The sequence below is a fragment of the Cupriavidus sp. 05N40 genome, from assembly GCF_056397305.1.
Genome location: NZ_JBFTND010000077.1, coordinates 45,035 through 63,969 on the forward strand (window position 1 = coordinate 45,035; position 18,935 = coordinate 63,969).

Here is an 18,935-nt window from a genome sequence, read left to right on the forward strand (position 1 = left end):
TCCGTCTTTGCGAAGCGTCTTGTCGCAAGCCAGCGGCTTATCCGCCACTTCGTGCCTGCTTCTCCCGCGCTGTAACCCTCCGGCCAGATCCCTCCACGTCAACCGTGTTGTGCGCTTCGCATGCGAACTTTTTCCATGCGAGTCTCCTCATGTCGACCATCAGCAGTACTGCCGGAGCAGACGACGCGCGCAGCATCCCGGCGCGCCCCCTGACCGGACAGGATTACAAGACGCTTGCCCTCGCCGCCCTCGGGGGCGCGCTCGAGTTCTACGACTTCATCATCTTCGTCTTCTTCGCCACCGTCATCGGGCAGCTGTTCTTCCCGCCCTCGGTGCCGGACTGGCTGCGCCAGCTGCAGACCTTCGGCATTTTCGCCGCGGGGTACCTGGCCCGCCCGCTGGGCGGCATCATCATGGCGCACTTCGGCGACCTGCTCGGCCGCAAGAAGATGTTCACGCTTTCCATCCTGCTGATGTCGGTGCCGACGCTGCTGATGGGCCTGCTGCCGACCTACCACGCGATCGGCCTGCTGGCGCCCGTGGCGCTGCTGCTGCTGCGCGTGATGCAGGGCGCGGCCGTGGGCGGCGAAGTGCCCGGCGCCTGGGTCTTCGTCTCCGAGCACGTACCGGCGCGCCGCACCGGCTACGCCTGCGGCACGCTGACCGCCGGGCTGACCGCCGGCATCCTGCTGGGTTCGCTGGTGGCCACCGCCATCAACAGCATCTTCACGCCGGCTGAACTCACCGACTGGGGCTGGCGCGTGCCGTTCCTGCTCGGCGGCGTGTTCGGCATCGGCTCGATGTACCTGCGCCGCTGGCTGCACGAGACGCCGGTGTTCGCCGAACTGCAGAAGCGCAAGGCGCTTGCCGCGGAAATGCCGCTCAAGGCGGTGGTGCGCGACCACCGTGGCGCGGTTGCTGTATCGATGCTGCTGACGTGGATGCTGTCGGCCGGCATCGTGGTGGTGATCCTGATGACCCCGACCTTCCTGCAGAAGATCTACGGCTTCGACGCGCGCACCGCGCTGGTGGCCAACAGCGTGGCCACGCTGTGCCTGACCGTGGGCTGCGTGGTGGCAGGGCTGATGGCAGACAAGATCGGCGCCCGCGTGACGCTGTTCGTCGGCGGACTGCTGCTGGCGGTCAGCTCCTATATCTTCTATAGCGTCCTGCACACGCGCCCCGACCTGCTGATCCCGCTGTATGCCGTGGCCGGCTTCTTCGTCGGCACCATCGGCGCGGTGCCGTTCGTGCTGGTCAAGGCCTTCCCGGCGCAGGTGCGCTTCTCGGGCCTGTCGTTTTCGTACAACCTGTCGTACGCGATCTTCGGCGGCCTGACTCCGATGATCGTCACGCTGATGCTCAAGAACGACCCGCTCGCGCCCGCCTACTACGTGGTGGCGCTGTGCGCACTGGGCATGGTGACGGCGCTGTTCGTCAAGGATCGCTCGCTGGCCTGAACCAGCTGTCCCGCTCCGGAAAGGCAAAAGGGCCGCACTTGGCTGTGCGGCCCTTTTTATTTGCCTTGCGGCCGCCACCTCAGCGGCGATGCTGCCTGAAGAATTTCCACATCAGCGCGCTGGCGTCGGGCCCGACCGGCGAGTGATAGGCAAAGTCGCCGTCACCGCCGCTCCACGCGTGACTGAGACCGGCAATCTCGCACACTTCCACCATCTCGCGGTTCCACACGCCGAAGCTGGCCTCGAGGTAGTCGCCGGCAGGCAGGGCCGCGGAAGGCGGATCGACGCGCGCAACGGCGGCGCCGGTACCCGCCGCATCGGCGGGCGGCACTCCGGCATGGTCCGGGTGCCGCTTCGCGTCGCCGTTCATGCGGTCGTCCACGCGTTCGGTCATGCCGTTGTAGGCCAGGAATTGCCGCGCCAGCAGACGTGCGTTGACCGGATTCACCGCATCGTCGGCCATGCCGTGCAGGATGATGGCGGGCATCCTGGGTCCGCCCGGCATGGCGCCGGCGGCATCCAGCAGCATCGCCGGGTCGACGCTGCTGCCATGCAGCATGGCACGCAGGCCGTCGTGCGGGGTATGCCCGGCGCCGACTACCACCCCGGAGTGCAGGCCCACGGCGGCGATCTTGCCGGGATAGCGCAACGCCAYGACCGCCGCCATGCTGGCGCCAGCGGACAAGCCGGCCAGGTAGACCTGGTCGGCGCGCACGTCGGGCCGCGTCACCAGTGCATCGATCAGCACCGACAGCGCCTGCGCCTCGCGGCCGCCTTCCGTGGCGCCCAGGTCGAACCATTGCCAGCAGCGCTGCATCTGGCGCCGCAGCGGCTGCTGCGGATAGGCCACGATGAAGCCCTCGCGCTCGGCCAGCGCGTTCATGCGGGTTCCGGCGGCCAGGTCTTCCGGCGTCTGCCGGCAGCCATGCAGCATCACGACCAGCGGCATGGGGCGGCGTGCCCCGCGCGAAGGCACATAAAGCCAGTACGGCAGGTGCGGCACCAGTTCGCCCGGCAATGGCGCCAGGTCGTGGTGGTGAGCGGTCCATTCGCCGGGCAGAGGCTGCCGCGACGGCAGGCGCAAGGGAGCGGGCGAGCGCGCCCGCAGGCGGGGGGACGCCGGGTTAAGAGTTGCGATACGGTCGAACCATGTCTTGAGTTGGCGCACGGACTGCGGCTGCGCCCGGCTGATGTGCCGGAGTTGCGCATGCCAGTCCGCCGAAAGGCTCTTGGCCATGAAGACTCCTGCTGTCTGCATTGTTGCGATGCAGCATAACACAGCCGCCAGGGCGCGCCCGCCGTCGCTTTCCAGCCACATGTCATGCAAGGCAGACATTGCGCCCCGCTGCGTGCAGCAACGCGCGCATGGGGCGCCGCGCTACCGCATCGAAAAAATTTGATCCGGAGCGCAAAAGAACACAGATACACCCGAGTTAGCGGCAGAAGGGCCGTGGTTATACTGCATTGGTGTCAATTCCGGGGAATTGGAGAACGCATGGCCACGTCCGAAGAAGCTATGTCGAGCTGCTCGCTGTGCTTGACGAAGACCCCGAGCGCGTGACGATCCGCCCACCTGGGAAGGCGCCGGGCCGGGTGCCGGGCGGAATGCCTCGCCGGCCAAGGCTTCACTGCCGCCGCACCAGCGTGGCGGGGCCGTGCGCGCGCCGGCGGCGTAGGACAAAGACCGACAGCTTGCCCGCGCAATCGCGGTTATGGTCAGCCCATGCCTCAGTGCACGCAGAAGACGCCAGCCAGCGCTGGTCCTCTGCGCGCGACGGCGCCCGACCTGGTTTCCGGTATCTATCTGTATGCGGGACTCCCCTTTTGCCGCGCGCATCCGCGCGGCGCCACTTGCCTTCCTGATGATCACCGGACTCGCACCGGCAGTCGCTGCGCAAGCGAACACGCCGGCATCGCTCTCCAAGCTGGCCAGGCTCTTGCTCGGCACAGTCGAGGGCAAAGGCACCGGCATGAGCGGGGTCACGCGGCTGACAGGCGGTGGCGCGGACGCCGAACTCGTCGCGGCATGCCAGGAACTGACGCGTGCCGGACCTTTCACGCTCGACAACGCGACCCGCCTGGAGGGCTGCAGCGTTTCGCCCGGCAAGCGGGTGGTATTCCGCCTGAGCCTGGTAGGGGTCGACGCCTCGCGCGAGGGCACCGTGGCCTTCATGGCCAGTGCGGGGCCGGTGCTGGTAAAGGGCATCTGCCGTAACCCGGACGTGCCGGTGCTCGGCCGCATGGGTGTCACGCTGAACTACCGCTACCAGGGCAAGGGCAACCAGCCGGTAGGGGAAGTCACGATTCCGCCGGAGCGCTGCGACAGCAAATGAGGCACGGCAAGGGAGGCACAGGCAAGGCGCTCAGCGTTTTTCCTGGGCACATTCCTGCCGGTACGCTTCGTTGAGCTTCTTGCGGTCGGCCTGGCGTTCGATCATCTGGTGGGTGCTGCCATCGGCGGAAGTCACCGTGGACTTGCCGGCGGACCATTGCGTGCCCGAGGGCAATCCGTTGATCCGGTCGAGCAAGGCCTGGCAGTGCGTGCGCTGGGCCGGCGTCAGGGTACCGTCGGCGGCCGGGCCGGCATTGTCGGTGGCGGGGTCGAGCATCAGCGGCGGCGGTGGCGCGACCATCGGCGCGGGAACCTCCAGCGCGGCGGCGGTGGCAAGCTGGCTGCCAGGCAGCCAGAGTCCCAGCAGGCCAGCCATGACTATCGAAGCCCGTCTCATTTCTCATCTCCACAGTGGGGGCGCTACGCGCCATCCCTGACGATCCTGGCTCATGGGTCGCCAGCACTCAGCGCCGTCAATCGTGCATGGCGGGAAGATCCGGACTTAGCTTCGTTCCTTGCTGTTGCCGCCACGGTTATTGGGGTTGCGCAGCAGCTCGAGCTTGAGCAGCGCATCGGCAAGCATACTCTTAAGACGGGTGTTTTCCTCCTGCAACTCACGCAGCTTGCGGCTTTCGCCCCGCGCTTCCCCTCCCGCGCCGTGCGCGTACTTGATACGCCAGCCGTAGAAGGACGCATCACTGAAGCCATAGCGCGCGCACAGTTCGCGCACCGGCACGCCGGTCGCCGCTTCCGCAAGGTAGCCGCGGATCTGCTCCTCCGAGAATCGTCTGTTCACTGCCTGCCTCCGCTAGCAAAGGCCGCTCGCGCCCGGCAGGCGCGTGCGTGGCCAGTTCTACCCCTGCCGCAAAGTTACCACCCGCACCGCAAAAGGCAATTCAGTGTGTTCATGACGCGAGTTAAGCAATTTGGAGAACCACGCCGGCGTGACGCCGGCACATCCCTATCGCCCCAGCCCCACCTGACCCGGGCAAACCTTTAAGAATAACACTACGGAAACGGAAGGCAATTAAACATTTTCCACGAGTGAATTCAGTTCTTTTTAGATCCACCCTTCGCGGCTGGACGCGTGAATATCCGATGACAAAATCGATCTCAACTTAATTGACGAATTATTTTCCCGAATTGCGGAGTGAACCGGGAGTGACATCGCCATCGCCACTGAAAGCGCATGAAAAACAACCGGATAATGAAAGCCTTGCGCTATTTTATGCCGCCACCGGCACCCAGGAGACCCGCAGTTATGATTCGCAGAACACATGCATTCTTTATTGTCTCTATGTCCGAACAACATGAATTAGATGATGTATTTTTTATAATCCCAACGAAAGGACCCCTGGCAAGTTTCAAAGTTATGTATTAATCTTGTCTGGCATTAACTAAATTTCGATCGCCGGTTGCCGGGCTCCATGCCCCGTGCAAAACAGGCGACAGGATCCCTTCGCCAAGCCGGGTCGGCTGCAGTTTTTTCAGCGAACGGGTCTTTATACCGGGCCATCATTCTGGAGAAACACTTCTTCATGGATCCCGCATGCGCCGGGACATCTGGAGAGGCAACGTATATGGCCCAGGCTCCGCTTCATCCCGGTACTGGCTCGGGGCCATGACCGGCCACGGCAACATCACGAACAAGAAAAAACTAAAAAAGAAAAACCAAGTTTCAAATCGGGAGAAGCTACCATGCGGCACGTCAGCACCAAGCTTTTGCACGTCTTCGTTCTGCTGATGGAATATCGAGACCTCAGCGCCGTCGCCGCCTGCACGCAAGGCCGGGTTCCGACCATTGCCTACAGCCTCGCGCGGCTGCGCGAGATCACCGGCGACCCCCTCTTCATCCGCCGCAACGGCACGCTGGAACCGACCGCRCACGCCCTGCGGCTGGAACAGACCGCACGGCAGATCCTGTCGAAATGGTCCCACCTGGTGCGCCCCGCCACGCCAGCCGCCGAAGCAGCCAGCCCGCAACGGCGCATCTCGATCGGGTTTTCGCCTTCGATCGGCGATCCGGTCATCACCGAAATCCTCACCGCGCTGTGCGAGCAGTTTCCCGAAGACCGCTTCATGACGCGGCCGGTCTTTGCCGACGCCGCGCTTGCCGCCCAGCTGGACAGCGGCGAACTGGATTGCGCATTCGTGGTGGACAGCCATTTCGTGCCCGACCAGGTGGCATTGCACAGCATCATGGCCACGCCGCGCCGCCTGGTCAGCGTGATCCGGCCCGGCAGCCCCGAGGAAGCGGAAGGCAGGAACGAATGGATCCTGCTGCAGGAAGACACCGAGCCGGGCAGCCCGTTGCACGGTTTCCTGAACCGGCTTGCCCACGATCCGGCTTACCGGGAAACCGTGGTGCCATCCTGGCATACCCAGGTAGCGCTGCTGCTCGCGGCGGGCGGCACCTGTCCGCTGCTGGACTTCAATGTGCCGCTGGTCACCCGCAACCAGAAGACGCGCTTGCTGGCGCCGCCGAGCAGCTTTCCCGAATGGGCCGCCCTGCATTTCTGGGCGCCGGCGCGGGCCAGCACAGGCAACGCCTTGCGCGGCATCCTCGAGATTGGCAGCGCGGTCCTCCACGATCCGGTCGTCGCCATCGACCGCCGCCACCGGGCCCAGGAAAGCCGCACCGCGTACGCGGCCTGACACGCGCGCAAGCCGCCTGGCAAGCCATCCCCGGATGCCCCGGCGGCTGGCGGCCGGCCAGCGTCAAGCCCGGACTTTTCGGCTCCAAATTGAGAATAGTCTCAGGCCATATGCCGAAAGCGACGCTTATTCTGCCTGGGCACCCGCAGCGCGGAAACCGCGCGCCCGCCCAGGAGCGTTGCCATGCCATTGAAAATCCTGATTGCCGATGACCATCCTGCCATCGCGCTGGCGGTCAGGTGCCAATTGCGGGGCCAGACCGGATGGGAGATCTGCGCCGACGTGCGCGGCGCCGCCGAGTTGCTTCAGGCCACCCGTGTATTCCGCCCCGATATCGTGGTCACCGATTACCACATGCCCTGTGCCAACGCGGGTGACGGCATCCGCCTGCTCGCCAGCCTGCGGCGCCATCACCCGGCGCTGGGCGTGGTCGTCCTCACCATGATCACCAACCCGCTCGTGTTGCGCGCAATCCTCAACACCGGCGCCCACGGCCTGTTGCTCAAGGATTCCCAGCTGGACGAACTGGTCACCGCTATCATCCGCGTCGAGCGCGGGCTGCGCTTCATCGGCGAATCCGCCGCGCGCGTGCTGGATCAGTCTGGCGCGCACTACGCGCCGGGCCGCGCCGGCGCCGTCAATCTGTCGGTACGGGAATCCGAGGTCCTGCGCCTCTATCTCAGCGGCAACTCCGTCACCGGCATCGCCGAACAGCTGTGCCGCAGCGTGAAGACCATCAGCCGCCAGAAGAACAGTGCCATGCACAAGCTGGGAGCCAGCAACGAGCGCGAGCTGTTCGACTTCGCCGCGCAGCAGGGCCTGGTGCTGCCGCTGCACGCCGACGCCGACGGGCCCAGCCATACCGAGTGGCTATAATCGCAGCGCCGCGGCATGCCGGCCACGCACGTGCCCGGCATGCGCGCTCCGCCCTTCGATTTTCCTCACGGCCCTCGTCATGTCTGCCCCCTCACCCGCCTTCGCTGGCAAACCATCCCCCGACGCCGGCAGCCTGCGCGTGCCAGCCCTGCTGGTCGCGGCGCCGGCCTCGGGGCAAGGCAAGACCACGGTCACCGCCGCGCTGGCGTGGCTGCACCGCCGCCAGGGCCGCAAGGTCCGCGTCTTCAAGAGTGGCCCCGACTACCTGGACCCGTCGATACTGGCGGCTGCAAGCGGCGCGCCGGTTCACTCGCTCGACCTGTGGATGACCGGCGCCGAGGACGCCGCGGCGCGCCTGGCGCAGGCTGCGCGAGAGGCGGACCTGATACTCGTGGAAGGCGTGATGGGCTTGCACGACGGTACGCCGAGCAGCGCGGATATTGCGCGTCATTTCGGGCTGCCTGTGCTCAGCGTGATCCAGGCCGGCGCGATGGCGCAGACCTTCGGCGCGCTGGCCTTCGGGCTGGCGGGCTATGGCCAGCCGCTGGTTTCCATGCAGGTGCTGGCCAATGGCGTGGCCTCCGCACGGCATGCCGAGATGCTGCGCGAGAGCCTGCCGGCGCATATCGGCTGGGCTGGCGGGCTGGCGCGCGACAAGGATGCCTCGTTGCCGGAACGTCACCTCGGCTTGCATGCCGCCGACGAGCTTCCCGATCTTCCCGCCCGCCTCGACCGGCTGGCCGACGCACTGGCCGGGCAGCCGATCGCCGCCTTGCCGGCGGCCGTCGGGATTGCAGCCGCACCACCGCTGCCACCGCTGCCGCCCTTGCTGGCTGGCAGGACCATCGCCGTGGCCCGCGACGCAGCCTGCCGCTTCCTCTATCCCGCCAATCTCGACACCTTGCAGGGGCTGGGCGCCCGCCTGGTCTTCTTCTCGCCGCTGGCGGATGAAGCCCTGCCTGCCTGCGACGCGCTTTGGCTGCCCGGCGGCTATCCCGAACTGCACGCGGCGCGCCTCGCGGCCAACGGCGGCATGCTGGCCTCGCTGCGCGCCGCCCACGCAAACGGGTTGCCGATGCTGGCCGAGTGCGGCGGCATGATGATGTTGTTCGACACGCTGGTGGACAAGGCCGGGCAAGCGCACAGCCTGGCGGGCCTGCTGCCCGGCACGGTCGCCATGCAAGCGCGGCTGGCCGCGCTGGGGCACCAGTGGCTGGCGCTCCCGGAAGGCACGGTGCGCGGCCATACCTTCCATTACTCCAGCGCGCAGACGCCGCTGGCGCCGTACTGTCATGCGACCGTGCCACGCGATGGCTCGCGTGGCGAGCCGGTGTTCCGGCATGGCGCGCTGACCGCTTCTTATACGCACATCTACTTTCCGTCCAACCCGCAGGCGGTGGCGCGACTGTTCGGCGCCACGGCGGGGTAGCCGTCGTCAGGCCGCGTCGGCCTTGTCCTGGGCGCCGCGCTGCACGGCAAGGGCGATGCCCGACTCGAGTTGCTCGAGGCCTTTGGACAGATTGCGCATGGTGGTCTCGGAAACGTTCTCCAGCACGTCCTGCAGGAAGGACGCGCGCTGCGGCAGCGCCTGCTCCACGATGCTCAGGCCCAATGCCGACAGCGTGACGTTGGTCACGCGGTTGTCGCGTTCGCTAGTGTTGCGCTCCACCCAGCCCAGCTCCTGCAGGGCCTTGAGCTGGCGCGTGAGCGCGCCCGGATCCATGCCCACGCGATCGGCCAGCGGCTTCTGCGCGATCGGACCGGCATGGCCGTGCAAGGCGTAGAGAATGCGCCAGCGCGGCAAGGGGTGCCCGATGCGTTGCTCGAACGCGGCCGCATAGGCCCGGTAAGTCCGCCCGAACTGCTGTAGCACAGCCAGGCTTTGTCGCTCCAGTTCCAATCCACTCTCCCGTCTGGGCCCGCCGCGCGTTGCGTGCGCACGGCGGCTTCACAAACCATCGGACCTGTCCGGCACCCCGGCATGATCCGGGGCGTTCCCCGGACGGCCCAGGGCAAAATCATTCCGCGGCCATGACCTGCTGCTTCACGGCGCGCTCCAGCTTCACGGGCGGCACGCGGCGCGAGCGCCACAGGCCAACCACGGCAATCACCGCCGCCAGCGCCAGCCCGATATGGATCGCGCCGACCAGCGACAGCCTGGCCTGCTCCAGCAGCAAGGCGCCATTGTGGCCGGCCGCCTGCAATTGCGCCACGAGGCTGGACTGCCCGGCGCGGTCGATCAGGATCTGCGGGTCCGCCATGCGCGCCTGCCATTCGCCGGCACCGGCGCCTTGCAGCGCATCGCGCACACCGCTGATGTAGCTGCGCGTGACCAGCGTCCCGACGATGGCCGTGCCCACCATGCCACCCACCATGCGCAGCGACTGCAGCATGGCCGTGGCGATGCCTAGATGCTCGCGCCCCGCCGTCTGCTGCGCGAACACGGTCAGATTCGGCATGATGAAGCCCAGCCCGAATCCGCCCACCAGCATGATGCCGAGCAACAGCTGGTGCGGCATCCCGCGCGTGGCCTGCGACAGCCCGAGGCAGGCCAGCGCCAGCATCGCGAAGCCGGCATACAGCATATTGTTGGGCTGGCGGATGCGCGTGATGATACGGCCATTCAGGATACTGCCCAGGGTGATGCACACGACCAGCGGCGTCACCAGCACGCCCGCCTCCTTCGGCGAATAGCCGAAGCCCCCCTGGAACAGCAGCGGCGCGTAGAGCAGCAGCGAGAACATCGTGAAACCCACGAACACCGCGAGCACGAACAAGGGCGCCAGGCCAGGATTGCGGAACATCTCCAGCGGCAGGATCGGGTTCGGCGCACGGCGCTCCCATTGCCACAGTCCCACCAGCGCGCACACCGACGCCACCAGCAGCCCCCCTGTCAACCAGCCAAAGCCGCGCTCCGGCATCAGTTCCACGCACAGTTGCAGGCCGCCAAGGCCCGCGCCGATCAGCGCCGCGCCCAGCCAGTCCACCTTGATCGCACCCGCATGCGCCTGCTGGCGCAGGTGCGGCAGATAGCGCCAGGCAAACAGCAAGCCCAGCACGCCCACCGGCAGGTTCACATAAAACACCGCGCGCCAGCCGTAGGCCTCGGTCAGCAAGCCGCCGAGCGACGGCCCCACCGCGTTGGCAATGCCGAACGCCGCGCTCATCATTACCTGCCAGCGCAGGCGCACATGGGAATCGGGAAACAGATCGGGAATGCACGCAAAGGCCGTGCCCACCAGCATGCCTCCGCCGATGCCCTGCAGGCCGCGCGCCAGCACCAGGAACAGCATGCTCGGCGCCATCCCGCACAGCACCGAGGCCGCCGTGAACACCACGATCGACGCCATGACGAATGGCTTGCGGCCGTAGTAGTCACCCAGCCGCCCGAAGATCGGCACCGTGATCACCGAGAACAGCAGGTAAGCCGTAGCCACCCAGGCGTAGTACTCGAATCCCTGCAGTTCCGCCACCACGGTAGGCAGCGCGGTACCGACCACGGTCTGGTCGAGCGCCACCAGCATCACCACGAACGCGATGCCCAGCATCGCCAGGAGGGACTCCCGGAACGGTAGCACTTGCCCGCTGCTATGCGGCGGGTGAGGCTGCGATATCATTTTTGTTGCCCAATCAATGATTGTAGTGTCAACCATTATAGGACAGCACCGGGGAAATGGGGGCCGGGTTGGTGCGGCGACAAGAGAGAGGCCGAGATTTCACCGTCGTCGTCGAACACGATGCGCGATGGGCAAATTCCTGCGCGGAGCGGATATCAAACAGCCGAGTGGCGCGGTGCGCGTCGTCCAGCCATTGCTGCGCCTGGGCGGCGTTCCCTCAGCGCTCGGCCGGAGCCTCCGCGATTGTCCGGGCATAGATCGCGTGCAGCGCCGTGGCGTCGAGCAACTTCACGCTGCGATGGCGAATTTCGATCAGGCCGGCATCGGAGAGCCGCGAGAACAGTCGACTGACGGTTTCCAGCTGCAGGCCGAGATAGCGCCCGATCTCCTCGCGCGTCATGCGCAGCCGGAACTCGCTCGACGCAAAGCCGCGCGCCGACAGGCGGACCGACAAATCAAGCAGGAAGCAGATCAGCCGCTCCTCCGCGCTCATCACGCCAAGCGTCGAGAGCATCCGGTGGTCGCGCTGCACCTCGGTGGAGAGCAGGCGCAGGATATTGTTGTGCAGCGACGGCAGGTTACTGGCAAGGGCCCGCAGTGCCGGCACATTGATGCGACACAGCGTGTTACCCAGCAGAACGCTGCATTGGTGGAAGAATCCGCAGCCGCAGCGCAATCGCTGGAGGAACAGGCGGAGCGGATGAGCGACGCCGTCTCGGTCTTCCACGTCCCGGCCACACGCGGAGCATTGAGTGCATATTGAGGCCGTCCGGCCAGACTCGACACATTCTTGACCTCAAGCAAATCACCACCTGGTCATCTCGATCAAAGAAGTCGATATTGGAGGAACTGATCCTTCTGACCCCCTTTGGGATCAGCTTTTTCCCGGGGACCGCGGCCGCGGTCCTTTTTTTTGCGTGGGCGCCGAACGCGGAGGTTGACAGTGCCTTCATGCCGGCGCGCTCCCCATCTGCGAATCCACAAATCCCCGGCCCGGCACAGCCCTACGGCTTTCTCTTTCCGCGCGGCGGGCTGGCCGGCCTGGTCCATGGCACCTTGCTCCCCAGGATATCTTTCGCACCAAGCAGATTTGGCGTCTGGTCATATTTCATGACGGCGAGCCGGGTACTCACATCGTCCATGAGTTGCGTGAAAGTCGGATTCTTGTTCTTGGCGCGGGCAGCCCGGAGGCTGGCCGCAAGGCAGAAGGTAAATGCGCCATAGGATTGCGCGCCGTCGCGATACTCGTAGGAGAGCTGGCTCTCCTGGCAAGCTTCCATGAGGACGGGAAGGTATGGGCCGTGGTGTTTGAGCTTGCTGCGCACGCTGTCATAGGTCTTCTGGGGCAGCGTGCGCAGGCGGATCGCCCGCCCCATCCGATAGGTGGCGCCGTCGGAGCCGAGGAAGTCGACCCCCTGCCTGCTGTCCGTCAGCGACGGATTTGGACTTGGCAACGGACGGTCCTCCCACACCTGAAGACTGGGGTTCCAGCGCAGCGCACGGTGGCGGATGTCGTCGGGCGGCGTGAGGCCTCGCACCCGGCGTCCGCCTTCGCGGGTCATGCCGCCGGCGTGGCAGCAGTCGAAGATGGCGGCGAAGTAGGCATCGTAAGGAATCTGGCTGTAGAGCTCCGCGAACTGCTTGTCGGTGACGGCGTGCTGGGGGGTCCAGTCGAAATCGTAGGGAACCAGGCATTCGTCCATGTGGTCGACCTCGTCACTGGGCCCGTAGACCGGCATCTGCGCGCCATGCCCGGAGTAGAAAAGCACGCGCTCATCCCCGGCCTTGATGCCATCCAGCAGCCACTTGAGCCGATCGAGGATCGACGCCGCCGTGGCACGCTCGTTCAGGACGATGCGAATGTCTTCCGCGGCCAGGCCGCATTCCTGCAGCACGGCACTCATCAGGAATACGTCATTGACGCAACCTTCGAGCCGGTTGGCGGGGTCCGGGTAGTCGTTGATGCCGATCAGCAAGGCACGGCGAGTCGGTTTGACGCTGAGGCTGCGATACTCCTTCCCGCCACGGGCCAGTGTCCTGGCCACCTTGGCGCCGGAGATGTTTCGCCACACCGTCGCGCGCGTGTTCTGATGCCCCAGGTACCAGATGGCACTATGGTTGAGCACGTCGTTGGGGATGTCGAACTTCGTCCCGATTTCCTCGAAGTTCTCCGCGGAGAGGCGGATATCGGCGGTCAGCACGTGATCGTCCGGGTTGAACAGATGGAACCACGTAGTGGCCTGGGGCAACGCCACGATTCGTCCGGCGAAAATGTCGCGCACAAAGGGATTGCCAATCTGCGAGCCAAAGGAGACGAAGTACATGTCCTTTACCGCGGCCGGATTCCTGATGAAGGCGTCATAGCAGATCAGCGATCCCAGGCTATGGGCACAAACGACGTCATAGCTGCCCGCCTTTAGCTTTGCGAGGACGCTATCGCGCGCGTCGGCTCTGAGTTGCTCGTCACTCACCCACTGCGCTGTCATGCCGGCGGTCCAACGCAGCGTTTCGGGGATGTCGAACAGGCCACGGTCGCGCGTGAACAGGTCACCGATGCCGTGGACGACGCCGCTTTCCAACAGGCCGGCAAAGGCTTTTGCGTAGGCGACCGGATTCTGAGGCGCCTTTTCGAAAAGCGAGTCGTACAGTAGAAAGTCGCAGGTGACGGCGCCATCCAGCGCCGGGTTCCACGCTACCAGTCCGTCGTGTATCGCGCTGGTCCAGCCACCTTGCAGGTCCGGATCGGCGTCGCCATGACCGACGCCATGCACACATAGAACAGAGATCGTCTTGGCCATCTGTTGTCCCTTCCTGCTCTGCGTGGATTCGCGATAAGAGGCATGAGTGCGAACCAGCTTAGGCCGGATGCGGGCGCACAGAATCAGCCAGAAGGCGGATGCGGCGTATCAATATATTTATGGCTGATTTAAACGCCGCTGAATACGCAAGGAAAGTCGAGCCCGGCATCGCGGAAGCACAGGGTGAAGTGCCACCAATCCTTGCATGGGTTTCCTTCGGCGTCACCCACCAGCTCAAAACTCAAACTGCGTACATGCGGCAGCATCCGGAAGCCTTGCATCGCATCGAGGGCGACATCCCCCAGCGCGAATACTTGCGTGCGGTGCTTGCCCCGATCGCTCAGCAGTGTTCCGCCTGGATCGAGCGAACAAGGCTCACACGCTGGCCGGCCGATCCAGGAACACGGAGAAGTTCTTCTCGATTTCCGTCAGCAAGCGGTTGGCCGCCACCGACAGCGGCCGTCCCTGGCGCACGAACAGCCTCACCTGTGCCGTCTGGCAGAGTGGGTGCGCGAGTTCGAGCGCGACCATCTGGCCTGCCTCGATTTCGTTGGCCGCGGCCAGTCCCGCGCCGATGAATGTCACGCCATCGGTCGATCGCACGAAGCGCTTGAGCGCCGTCACCGAGTTGCTGCGCAGCGAGGGGCGCAGCTTCACGTGCTCGGCGTACTCGAGCATTTCCACCAGCCGCTCGACGCCGTAGCCGGGCGGCATCAGTGCCAGCGGAAAGTCGAGTATCTGGCTTAGATGCAGCGGAGCGGCGATCCGGGTCAGTGGATGCCCGGCCCTCACCATGAGCTTGGCCGGCGCCGGCGCGCTCATCACAAAATGGAGCAGCGGATCGGGTTCGGGATTGTAGGCAAGGCCGATGTGCGCCGTGTCCTCGATCACCGCATTGTTCAGATCGCTCGCGGGCTGTGCATCGAGTTCGACCGATAGTTTCGGATGCGCTTTGCAGAACGGGGCAACGATCTGCTCGGTAAGGCCGTCGATAAACCCCTCGCTCACGACGATCCGGACCATGCCGGCATCCATGGACTCGATCGCGCGCAAGCGCTCGGCAAGCTGCTCCTGATGGGCCTGGCAAGCGCGCCAGTACTCGAGCAGATGCTCGGCGGCGTCGGTGGGAACCACGCCGCGCGCCCGCCTCTCGAACAGCGTGAGGCCGATTTCCTCCTCTAGCAAGGCGACCTGCCGCGTGATGACCGAGGGCGCCGTATTGAGCGCTTCCGCGGCGCCACGGATCGAGCGGTGCACCAGCACCTCATGAAAGTACTTCAGCCGCTTCTGATTGATTTCTCGCATGGTGTGCCGTCCGCGTTCCGTTGCCCATATAGCAACGATTTGTCTGATTAATTGCTGTTGCTCGAACGAATATTACAGCCAACAATGGTCCTCACCAACCAATTCGCGTCATGCGCGCGATGCCAATAAGAGAGCCGAGGACGACATGCAAGACCAAGGACTATCCCCCCTCAGACACTGGGTGGCGCTTAGTGCCGCCCTCCTGGGGATTGCGCTGGCCAGTGCGCCGGCGTCCGCCGCCGACGCGTTTCCCACCAAGCCGGTATCGATGCTGGTCGCATTCCCGCCGGGGGGACCCGCCGACGTGCTTGCGCGGGCCATGCAGCCAACCATGGCCAAGGTGCTCGGCCAGCCCGTGGTCATCGAAAACCTGCCCGGCGCCGGCGGCGCGCTGGCGGTGCAGCGGCTGCTGAGCCGCCCGGCCGATGGCTACACGCTGATCATGGGTTCGCCCAACGAAGCCATCCTGACGCCGCTGGCGCTCGCCAGCGCCAGGTACAAGTCGGAGGAACTGGCGCTGCTGGCCCCGGTCTCGATCCACCCGCTCGTGGTCATGGTTCGCAGCGACCTGCCGTACAACTCACTCGAACAGATCATTGCGGCCGGCAGGCAGCCGGGCAGCCCGAGCCTGACCTTCGGCAATCCGGGCTACGGGACCATGTACCACATCGTCGCCGAGTACATGGCGCAGCTGACCGGCGCCAGGATGCTGCAGGTGCCGTACAAGGGCGCCACGCCGATGCTGGCGGACCTGACCGGCCGCCAGATCGACATGACGATCCTGCCGAACCTCGGTGCCTCCACCCAGTTGCTCGAGGCACACAAGATCAAGGCCGTCGCGGTGCTGGACACGCAGCGCATGCGAACCTTGCCCGATGTGCCAGCGATCTCCGAAACCAGCGTCGCGCGCAAGTCCGAGTTCGTCTATTCGATCTGGCTGGGGGTCATGGGCAGGACCGGCATCCCCGCAGAACGCGCGCGCCTGTTGCTGGAAGCATCGCAGCAGGCGCTGCGCTCCGCCGAACTGATCAAGGCGCTTGAGCTCTCCGGCGTGCAGCCGATGAAGCCGCAGACACTCGAGGCCTCCGCGGCGTTCTACGTCGACGAGACTCAGAAGTTCAGGAAGCTGGCCCACTCGATCAAGCTGACGCCGCAATAGTTTCCTCCGTCACGGCAATGCCCATGGCGGCGCCAGTCCCGGCGTCGCCATGGGCATTGCTTCGTTCCAGCACTCCGATCCAGGAAGGTCTCCCTTGAATATCCTAATAGCCGGTTTCCAGCACGAAACCAATACGTTCGCGCCAACCATGGCCACCTACGAGAGTTTCGTCCGTGGCGAGGATTTCCCCGCCATGGTCCGCGGCGAAGCGATCTATGACCTGCTGACGGTGAATGTGCCGATCAGCGGCTTCATCCACCACATGCGCGAGTACGGTCACACCGTCACGCCGGTGATCTGGGCGGCCGCCGGCGCCTCGGCCCACGTCGCGGCCGATGCCTACGAGCGCATCGCAGGCGAGATCGTGGAGGCGGCAAGGACAGCCTCGTACGACGCGATCTATCTCGACCTGCATGGCGCCATGGTGGCCCGGCACCTCGACGATGGCGAGGGGGAATTGCTGGCGCGCATCCGTGCCGTGGCGGGCCCCGACATGAAGATCGTTGTCTCGCTGGACCTGCACGCCAACGTCACCGGGCAGATGCTCGCCCTCGCGGATGGCGCGGTGGCATACCGCACCTACCCGCACGTGGACATGGCGGCCACGGGCAAGCGCGCGGCCGAACTGCTGCTGGAACTGAGCACGCGGCAGACGCGCGCGCATCTGGTGGCACGGCGCGTGCCGTTCCTGATCCCGGTCAACAGCATGTCCACGGAGATGCAGCCCGCCCAAGGCATCTACGCCTTGCTCGAAGAACTGGAGCAGCAAGGCGTGCTGTCGCTGTCGTTCACCCCGGGCTTTCCCGCGGCCGACTTCGCCGAGTGCGGCCCCGTGGTTTGGGGCTACGGATTCGACAAGGCGCGCATCGAGCAGGCCGTCGACACACTGTTCGCGCGCATCTGCGAGCCCGAGAGCCAGTGGGCCGTGCAGTTCGAGGAGCCGGATGCGGCTGTGCAGCGTGCCATGCGGATCGCGCAACAGGCCGTGCGGCCGGTGATCCTCGCGGACACGCAGGACAACCCCGGCGTCGGCGGCGATGGCAACACCATGGGCATGCTGCGCGCGCTTCTCAAGGCTGGCGCGCAGGACGCCGCGATCGGCATCATCTGCGATCCCGCCGCGGCCGCGGCCGCGCACCAGGCCGGTGTCGGCGCGAAGCTCGATATCGCGCTTGGGGGCTGCCCGCAGGTGCGCGAGGATGCCCCGCTGCGGGCGACCTTCGAGGTCGAAGCGCTGTCCGATGGCAAGTTCGTCTACGGTGGGCCGATGATGCATGGCAAGGCTGCCGACATGGGGCCGATGGCGCGACTGCGGATCGACGGCGTGCTCGTCGCCGTCAGCTCGACCAAGGCACAACTGCTAGACCGCAACATGTACCGCGCGGTCGGCATCGAACCGGCGCAGATGAAGATCCTCGTGAACAAAAGCTCGGTGCATTTCCGCGCCGACTTCGCCGCGATCGCGGAAGACATTGCCGTGGTGCGTGCGCCCGGTCCGTTCATGGCGGATCCGGCGGACCTGCCGTGGAAGCATCTCAAGCCCGGCATGCGCCTGAAGCCGGAGGGTCCGGCATTCGCGCCGGCGCCGGGAGTCTACGACAAGCTCGCGCAGCTCGGCATCGAACTGCCCAAGGCTTCCGGCCCGGCGGCGGCCTACGTGCCAAGCGTGCGATCCGGCAACCTGATCCATTTGTCCGGCCATCTGTCTCGCCTCGATGGCCAGGTTCGCACCGGCCGCTTCGGCGACGACCTGCGCACCGCCGACGGTATCGCGGCGGCACGCCTGGTCGCCATCGACTTGCTCGCCACGCTGCATGCCGCCACCGGCGATCTCGATGCGATCGTGCGGATCGTCAAGCTGACGAGCCTCGTCCATTCGACTGCCGACTTCACCGAGCAGCACCTGGTGACCAACGGCGCCAGTGAACTGTTCGCCGAGGTGTTTGGCACGCGCGGCCAGCACGCGCGCAGCGCGTTCGGCGTACCGCAGCTTCCGCTCGGCGCCTGCCTGGAAATCGAACTGATCGTTGAAGTGGCGTGATTGCATGGCACGGCGCGAGCGGCGCCGTGCCATGCTTTCTCTTTCTATGACGAGGGGATTCGCCGGGCTCAGGCCCGGCGCGCCGGTCGCCAGCGCGAATCGCGCTGGCTCATGCGCTGGCGCACGCGCACGGCCCGACAGAACCGGGCCACGGCGAGGACCTCACGAAGGTAGCGCAGGGGTTGCCGATCGACCTCACGCATCGAAAGATGCAGCCTGGTCTCCCGGCAATCGGCAGAGTGGCCGGCGCGCAACAACCGTCAGGAACATGCGGGTGCGCTCGCCACGGAAACGGATATCGGTAAAGCCGGCATCCCCGCGCAACGCGCCAGGATGCCTTGTCGTCGTGACGAGTCAGTCCGGTAGCGGCTCACGGCTAAAGGCATCCAGCTCCCTTGCCAGGCTCGCCGCCGCCATCTTCACCAGTTCAGCGCCTTTTTCCGGCGTCGCCTGAGCAGGGTCGGAACCCATTCGTCCGTCCGGGTAGCGCGCGCGAAAGTCGAGCGCCTCGCGGATCGGGCCCGAGGCGGCAATCTGCGGCGTGTAGCTGGCCGATTTGATGGTGTCGGGAAAAGCCCATTGCGTGACTGCAATCTCGGAAGGCGTGGCGTGGATGCCATGACCGGTTGGAAATTGCTCGCGCGCCAGCTCGCTGACGCCATCCAGGTCCCACCAATTGCACAGCTTCAGCG

16 protein-coding genes are annotated in these 18,935 nt (G+C 65.7%); 7 read left to right on the plus strand and 9 right to left on the minus strand.

Annotated features, from left to right (window positions below):
- Nucleotides 1–149: 149 nt before the first annotated feature.
- The gene (locus AC1DO7_RS18935) at nt 150–1,460 is read left to right on the plus strand and encodes an MFS transporter (protein ID WP_441612212.1); all 1,311 of its coding nucleotides are present in this window, start codon (nt 150–152) and stop codon (nt 1,458–1,460) included.
- Nucleotides 1,461–1,539: 79 nt separating this feature from the next.
- Here AC1DO7_RS18935 and AC1DO7_RS18940 read toward each other — a convergent pair whose 3' ends face one another.
- Nucleotides 1,540–2,697, minus strand: a complete 1,158-nt coding sequence (locus AC1DO7_RS18940) for an extracellular catalytic domain type 1 short-chain-length polyhydroxyalkanoate depolymerase (RefSeq protein ID WP_477116442.1) — start codon at nt 2,695–2,697, stop codon at nt 1,540–1,542.
- 571 nt (nt 2,698–3,268) lie between these two features.
- Between AC1DO7_RS18940 and AC1DO7_RS18945 the strand changes: the two genes are divergently transcribed.
- Nucleotides 3,269–3,793, plus strand: a complete 525-nt coding sequence (locus AC1DO7_RS18945) for a hypothetical protein (protein WP_441612210.1) — start codon at nt 3,269–3,271, stop codon at nt 3,791–3,793.
- Nucleotides 3,794–3,823: 30 nt separating this feature from the next.
- Here AC1DO7_RS18945 and AC1DO7_RS18950 read toward each other — a convergent pair whose 3' ends face one another.
- Both AC1DO7_RS18950 and AC1DO7_RS18955 read right to left on the minus strand, forming a co-directional pair.
- A complete protein-coding gene (locus AC1DO7_RS18950; RefSeq protein ID WP_441612209.1) occupies nt 3,824–4,189 on the minus strand; it encodes a hypothetical protein in 366 nt (121 codons plus the stop codon).
- Nucleotides 4,190–4,294: 105 nt separating this feature from the next.
- Nucleotides 4,295–4,588 carry a transposase gene (locus AC1DO7_RS18955; RefSeq protein ID WP_441612208.1) on the minus strand — a complete coding sequence of 98 codons (294 nt, stop codon included), beginning with the start codon at nt 4,586–4,588 and terminating at the stop codon, nt 4,295–4,297.
- A 902-nt stretch (nt 4,589–5,490) separates the two neighbouring features.
- Between AC1DO7_RS18955 and AC1DO7_RS18960 the strand changes: the two genes are divergently transcribed.
- The 3 genes from AC1DO7_RS18960 to AC1DO7_RS18970 all read left to right on the plus strand — a co-directional run bounded on the left by AC1DO7_RS18960 (nt 5,491) and on the right by AC1DO7_RS18970 (nt 8,752).
- Nucleotides 5,491–6,447, plus strand: a complete 957-nt coding sequence (locus AC1DO7_RS18960) for a LysR substrate-binding domain-containing protein (RefSeq protein WP_441612281.1) — start codon at nt 5,491–5,493, stop codon at nt 6,445–6,447.
- Between the two features lie 183 nt (nt 6,448–6,630).
- The gene (locus tag AC1DO7_RS18965; protein ID WP_441612207.1) at nt 6,631–7,323 is read left to right on the plus strand and encodes a response regulator; all 693 of its coding nucleotides are present in this window, start codon (nt 6,631–6,633) and stop codon (nt 7,321–7,323) included.
- 79 nt (nt 7,324–7,402) lie between these two features.
- Nucleotides 7,403–8,752: a cobyrinic acid a,c-diamide synthase CobB gene (locus tag AC1DO7_RS18970; RefSeq protein WP_441612206.1), complete on the plus strand. Its 1,350-nt coding sequence runs from the start codon at nt 7,403–7,405 to the stop codon at nt 8,750–8,752.
- Nucleotides 8,753–8,758: 6 nt separating this feature from the next.
- On the opposite strand, the gene AC1DO7_RS18975 is transcribed toward AC1DO7_RS18970, so the two are convergent.
- From AC1DO7_RS18975 to AC1DO7_RS18995, 5 genes are all read right to left on the minus strand, one after another.
- A complete protein-coding gene (locus AC1DO7_RS18975) occupies nt 8,759–9,223 on the minus strand; it encodes a MarR family winged helix-turn-helix transcriptional regulator (protein ID WP_441612204.1) in 465 nt (154 codons plus the stop codon).
- Between the two features lie 118 nt (nt 9,224–9,341).
- On the minus strand, nt 9,342–10,940 hold the full coding sequence (locus AC1DO7_RS18980; protein WP_441612203.1) for an MFS transporter: 1,599 nt from the start codon (nt 10,938–10,940) through the stop codon (nt 9,342–9,344).
- Between the two features lie 217 nt (nt 10,941–11,157).
- Nucleotides 11,158–11,667 carry a helix-turn-helix domain-containing protein gene (locus tag AC1DO7_RS18985; RefSeq protein WP_441612202.1) on the minus strand — a complete coding sequence of 170 codons (510 nt, stop codon included), beginning with the start codon at nt 11,665–11,667 and terminating at the stop codon, nt 11,158–11,160.
- Between the two features lie 277 nt (nt 11,668–11,944).
- Nucleotides 11,945–13,738 (minus strand): caspase family protein, encoded by a 1,794-nt coding sequence (locus AC1DO7_RS18990; RefSeq protein ID WP_441612201.1) that lies wholly within the window; start codon nt 13,736–13,738, stop codon nt 11,945–11,947.
- A 375-nt stretch (nt 13,739–14,113) separates the two neighbouring features.
- Complete coding sequence (locus AC1DO7_RS18995) at nt 14,114–15,043, minus strand: LysR family transcriptional regulator (RefSeq protein WP_441612199.1); 930 nt, start codon at nt 15,041–15,043, stop codon at nt 14,114–14,116.
- Nucleotides 15,044–15,188: 145 nt separating this feature from the next.
- On the opposite strand from AC1DO7_RS18995, the gene AC1DO7_RS19000 reads away from it, so the two are divergent.
- Nucleotides 15,189–16,202: a tripartite tricarboxylate transporter substrate binding protein gene (locus tag AC1DO7_RS19000; RefSeq protein ID WP_441612198.1), complete on the plus strand. Its 1,014-nt coding sequence runs from the start codon at nt 15,189–15,191 to the stop codon at nt 16,200–16,202.
- Between the two features lie 94 nt (nt 16,203–16,296).
- Nucleotides 16,297–18,243 carry an Atu1372/SO_1960 family protein gene (locus AC1DO7_RS19005; protein ID WP_477116443.1) on the plus strand — a complete coding sequence of 649 codons (1,947 nt, stop codon included), beginning with the start codon at nt 16,297–16,299 and terminating at the stop codon, nt 18,241–18,243.
- Nucleotides 18,244–18,597: 354 nt separating this feature from the next.
- Here AC1DO7_RS19005 and AC1DO7_RS19010 read toward each other — a convergent pair.
- Nucleotides 18,598–18,935: creatininase family protein (locus tag AC1DO7_RS19010; RefSeq protein WP_477116444.1), on the minus strand; the 338-nt coding region annotated here is incomplete at its 5' end.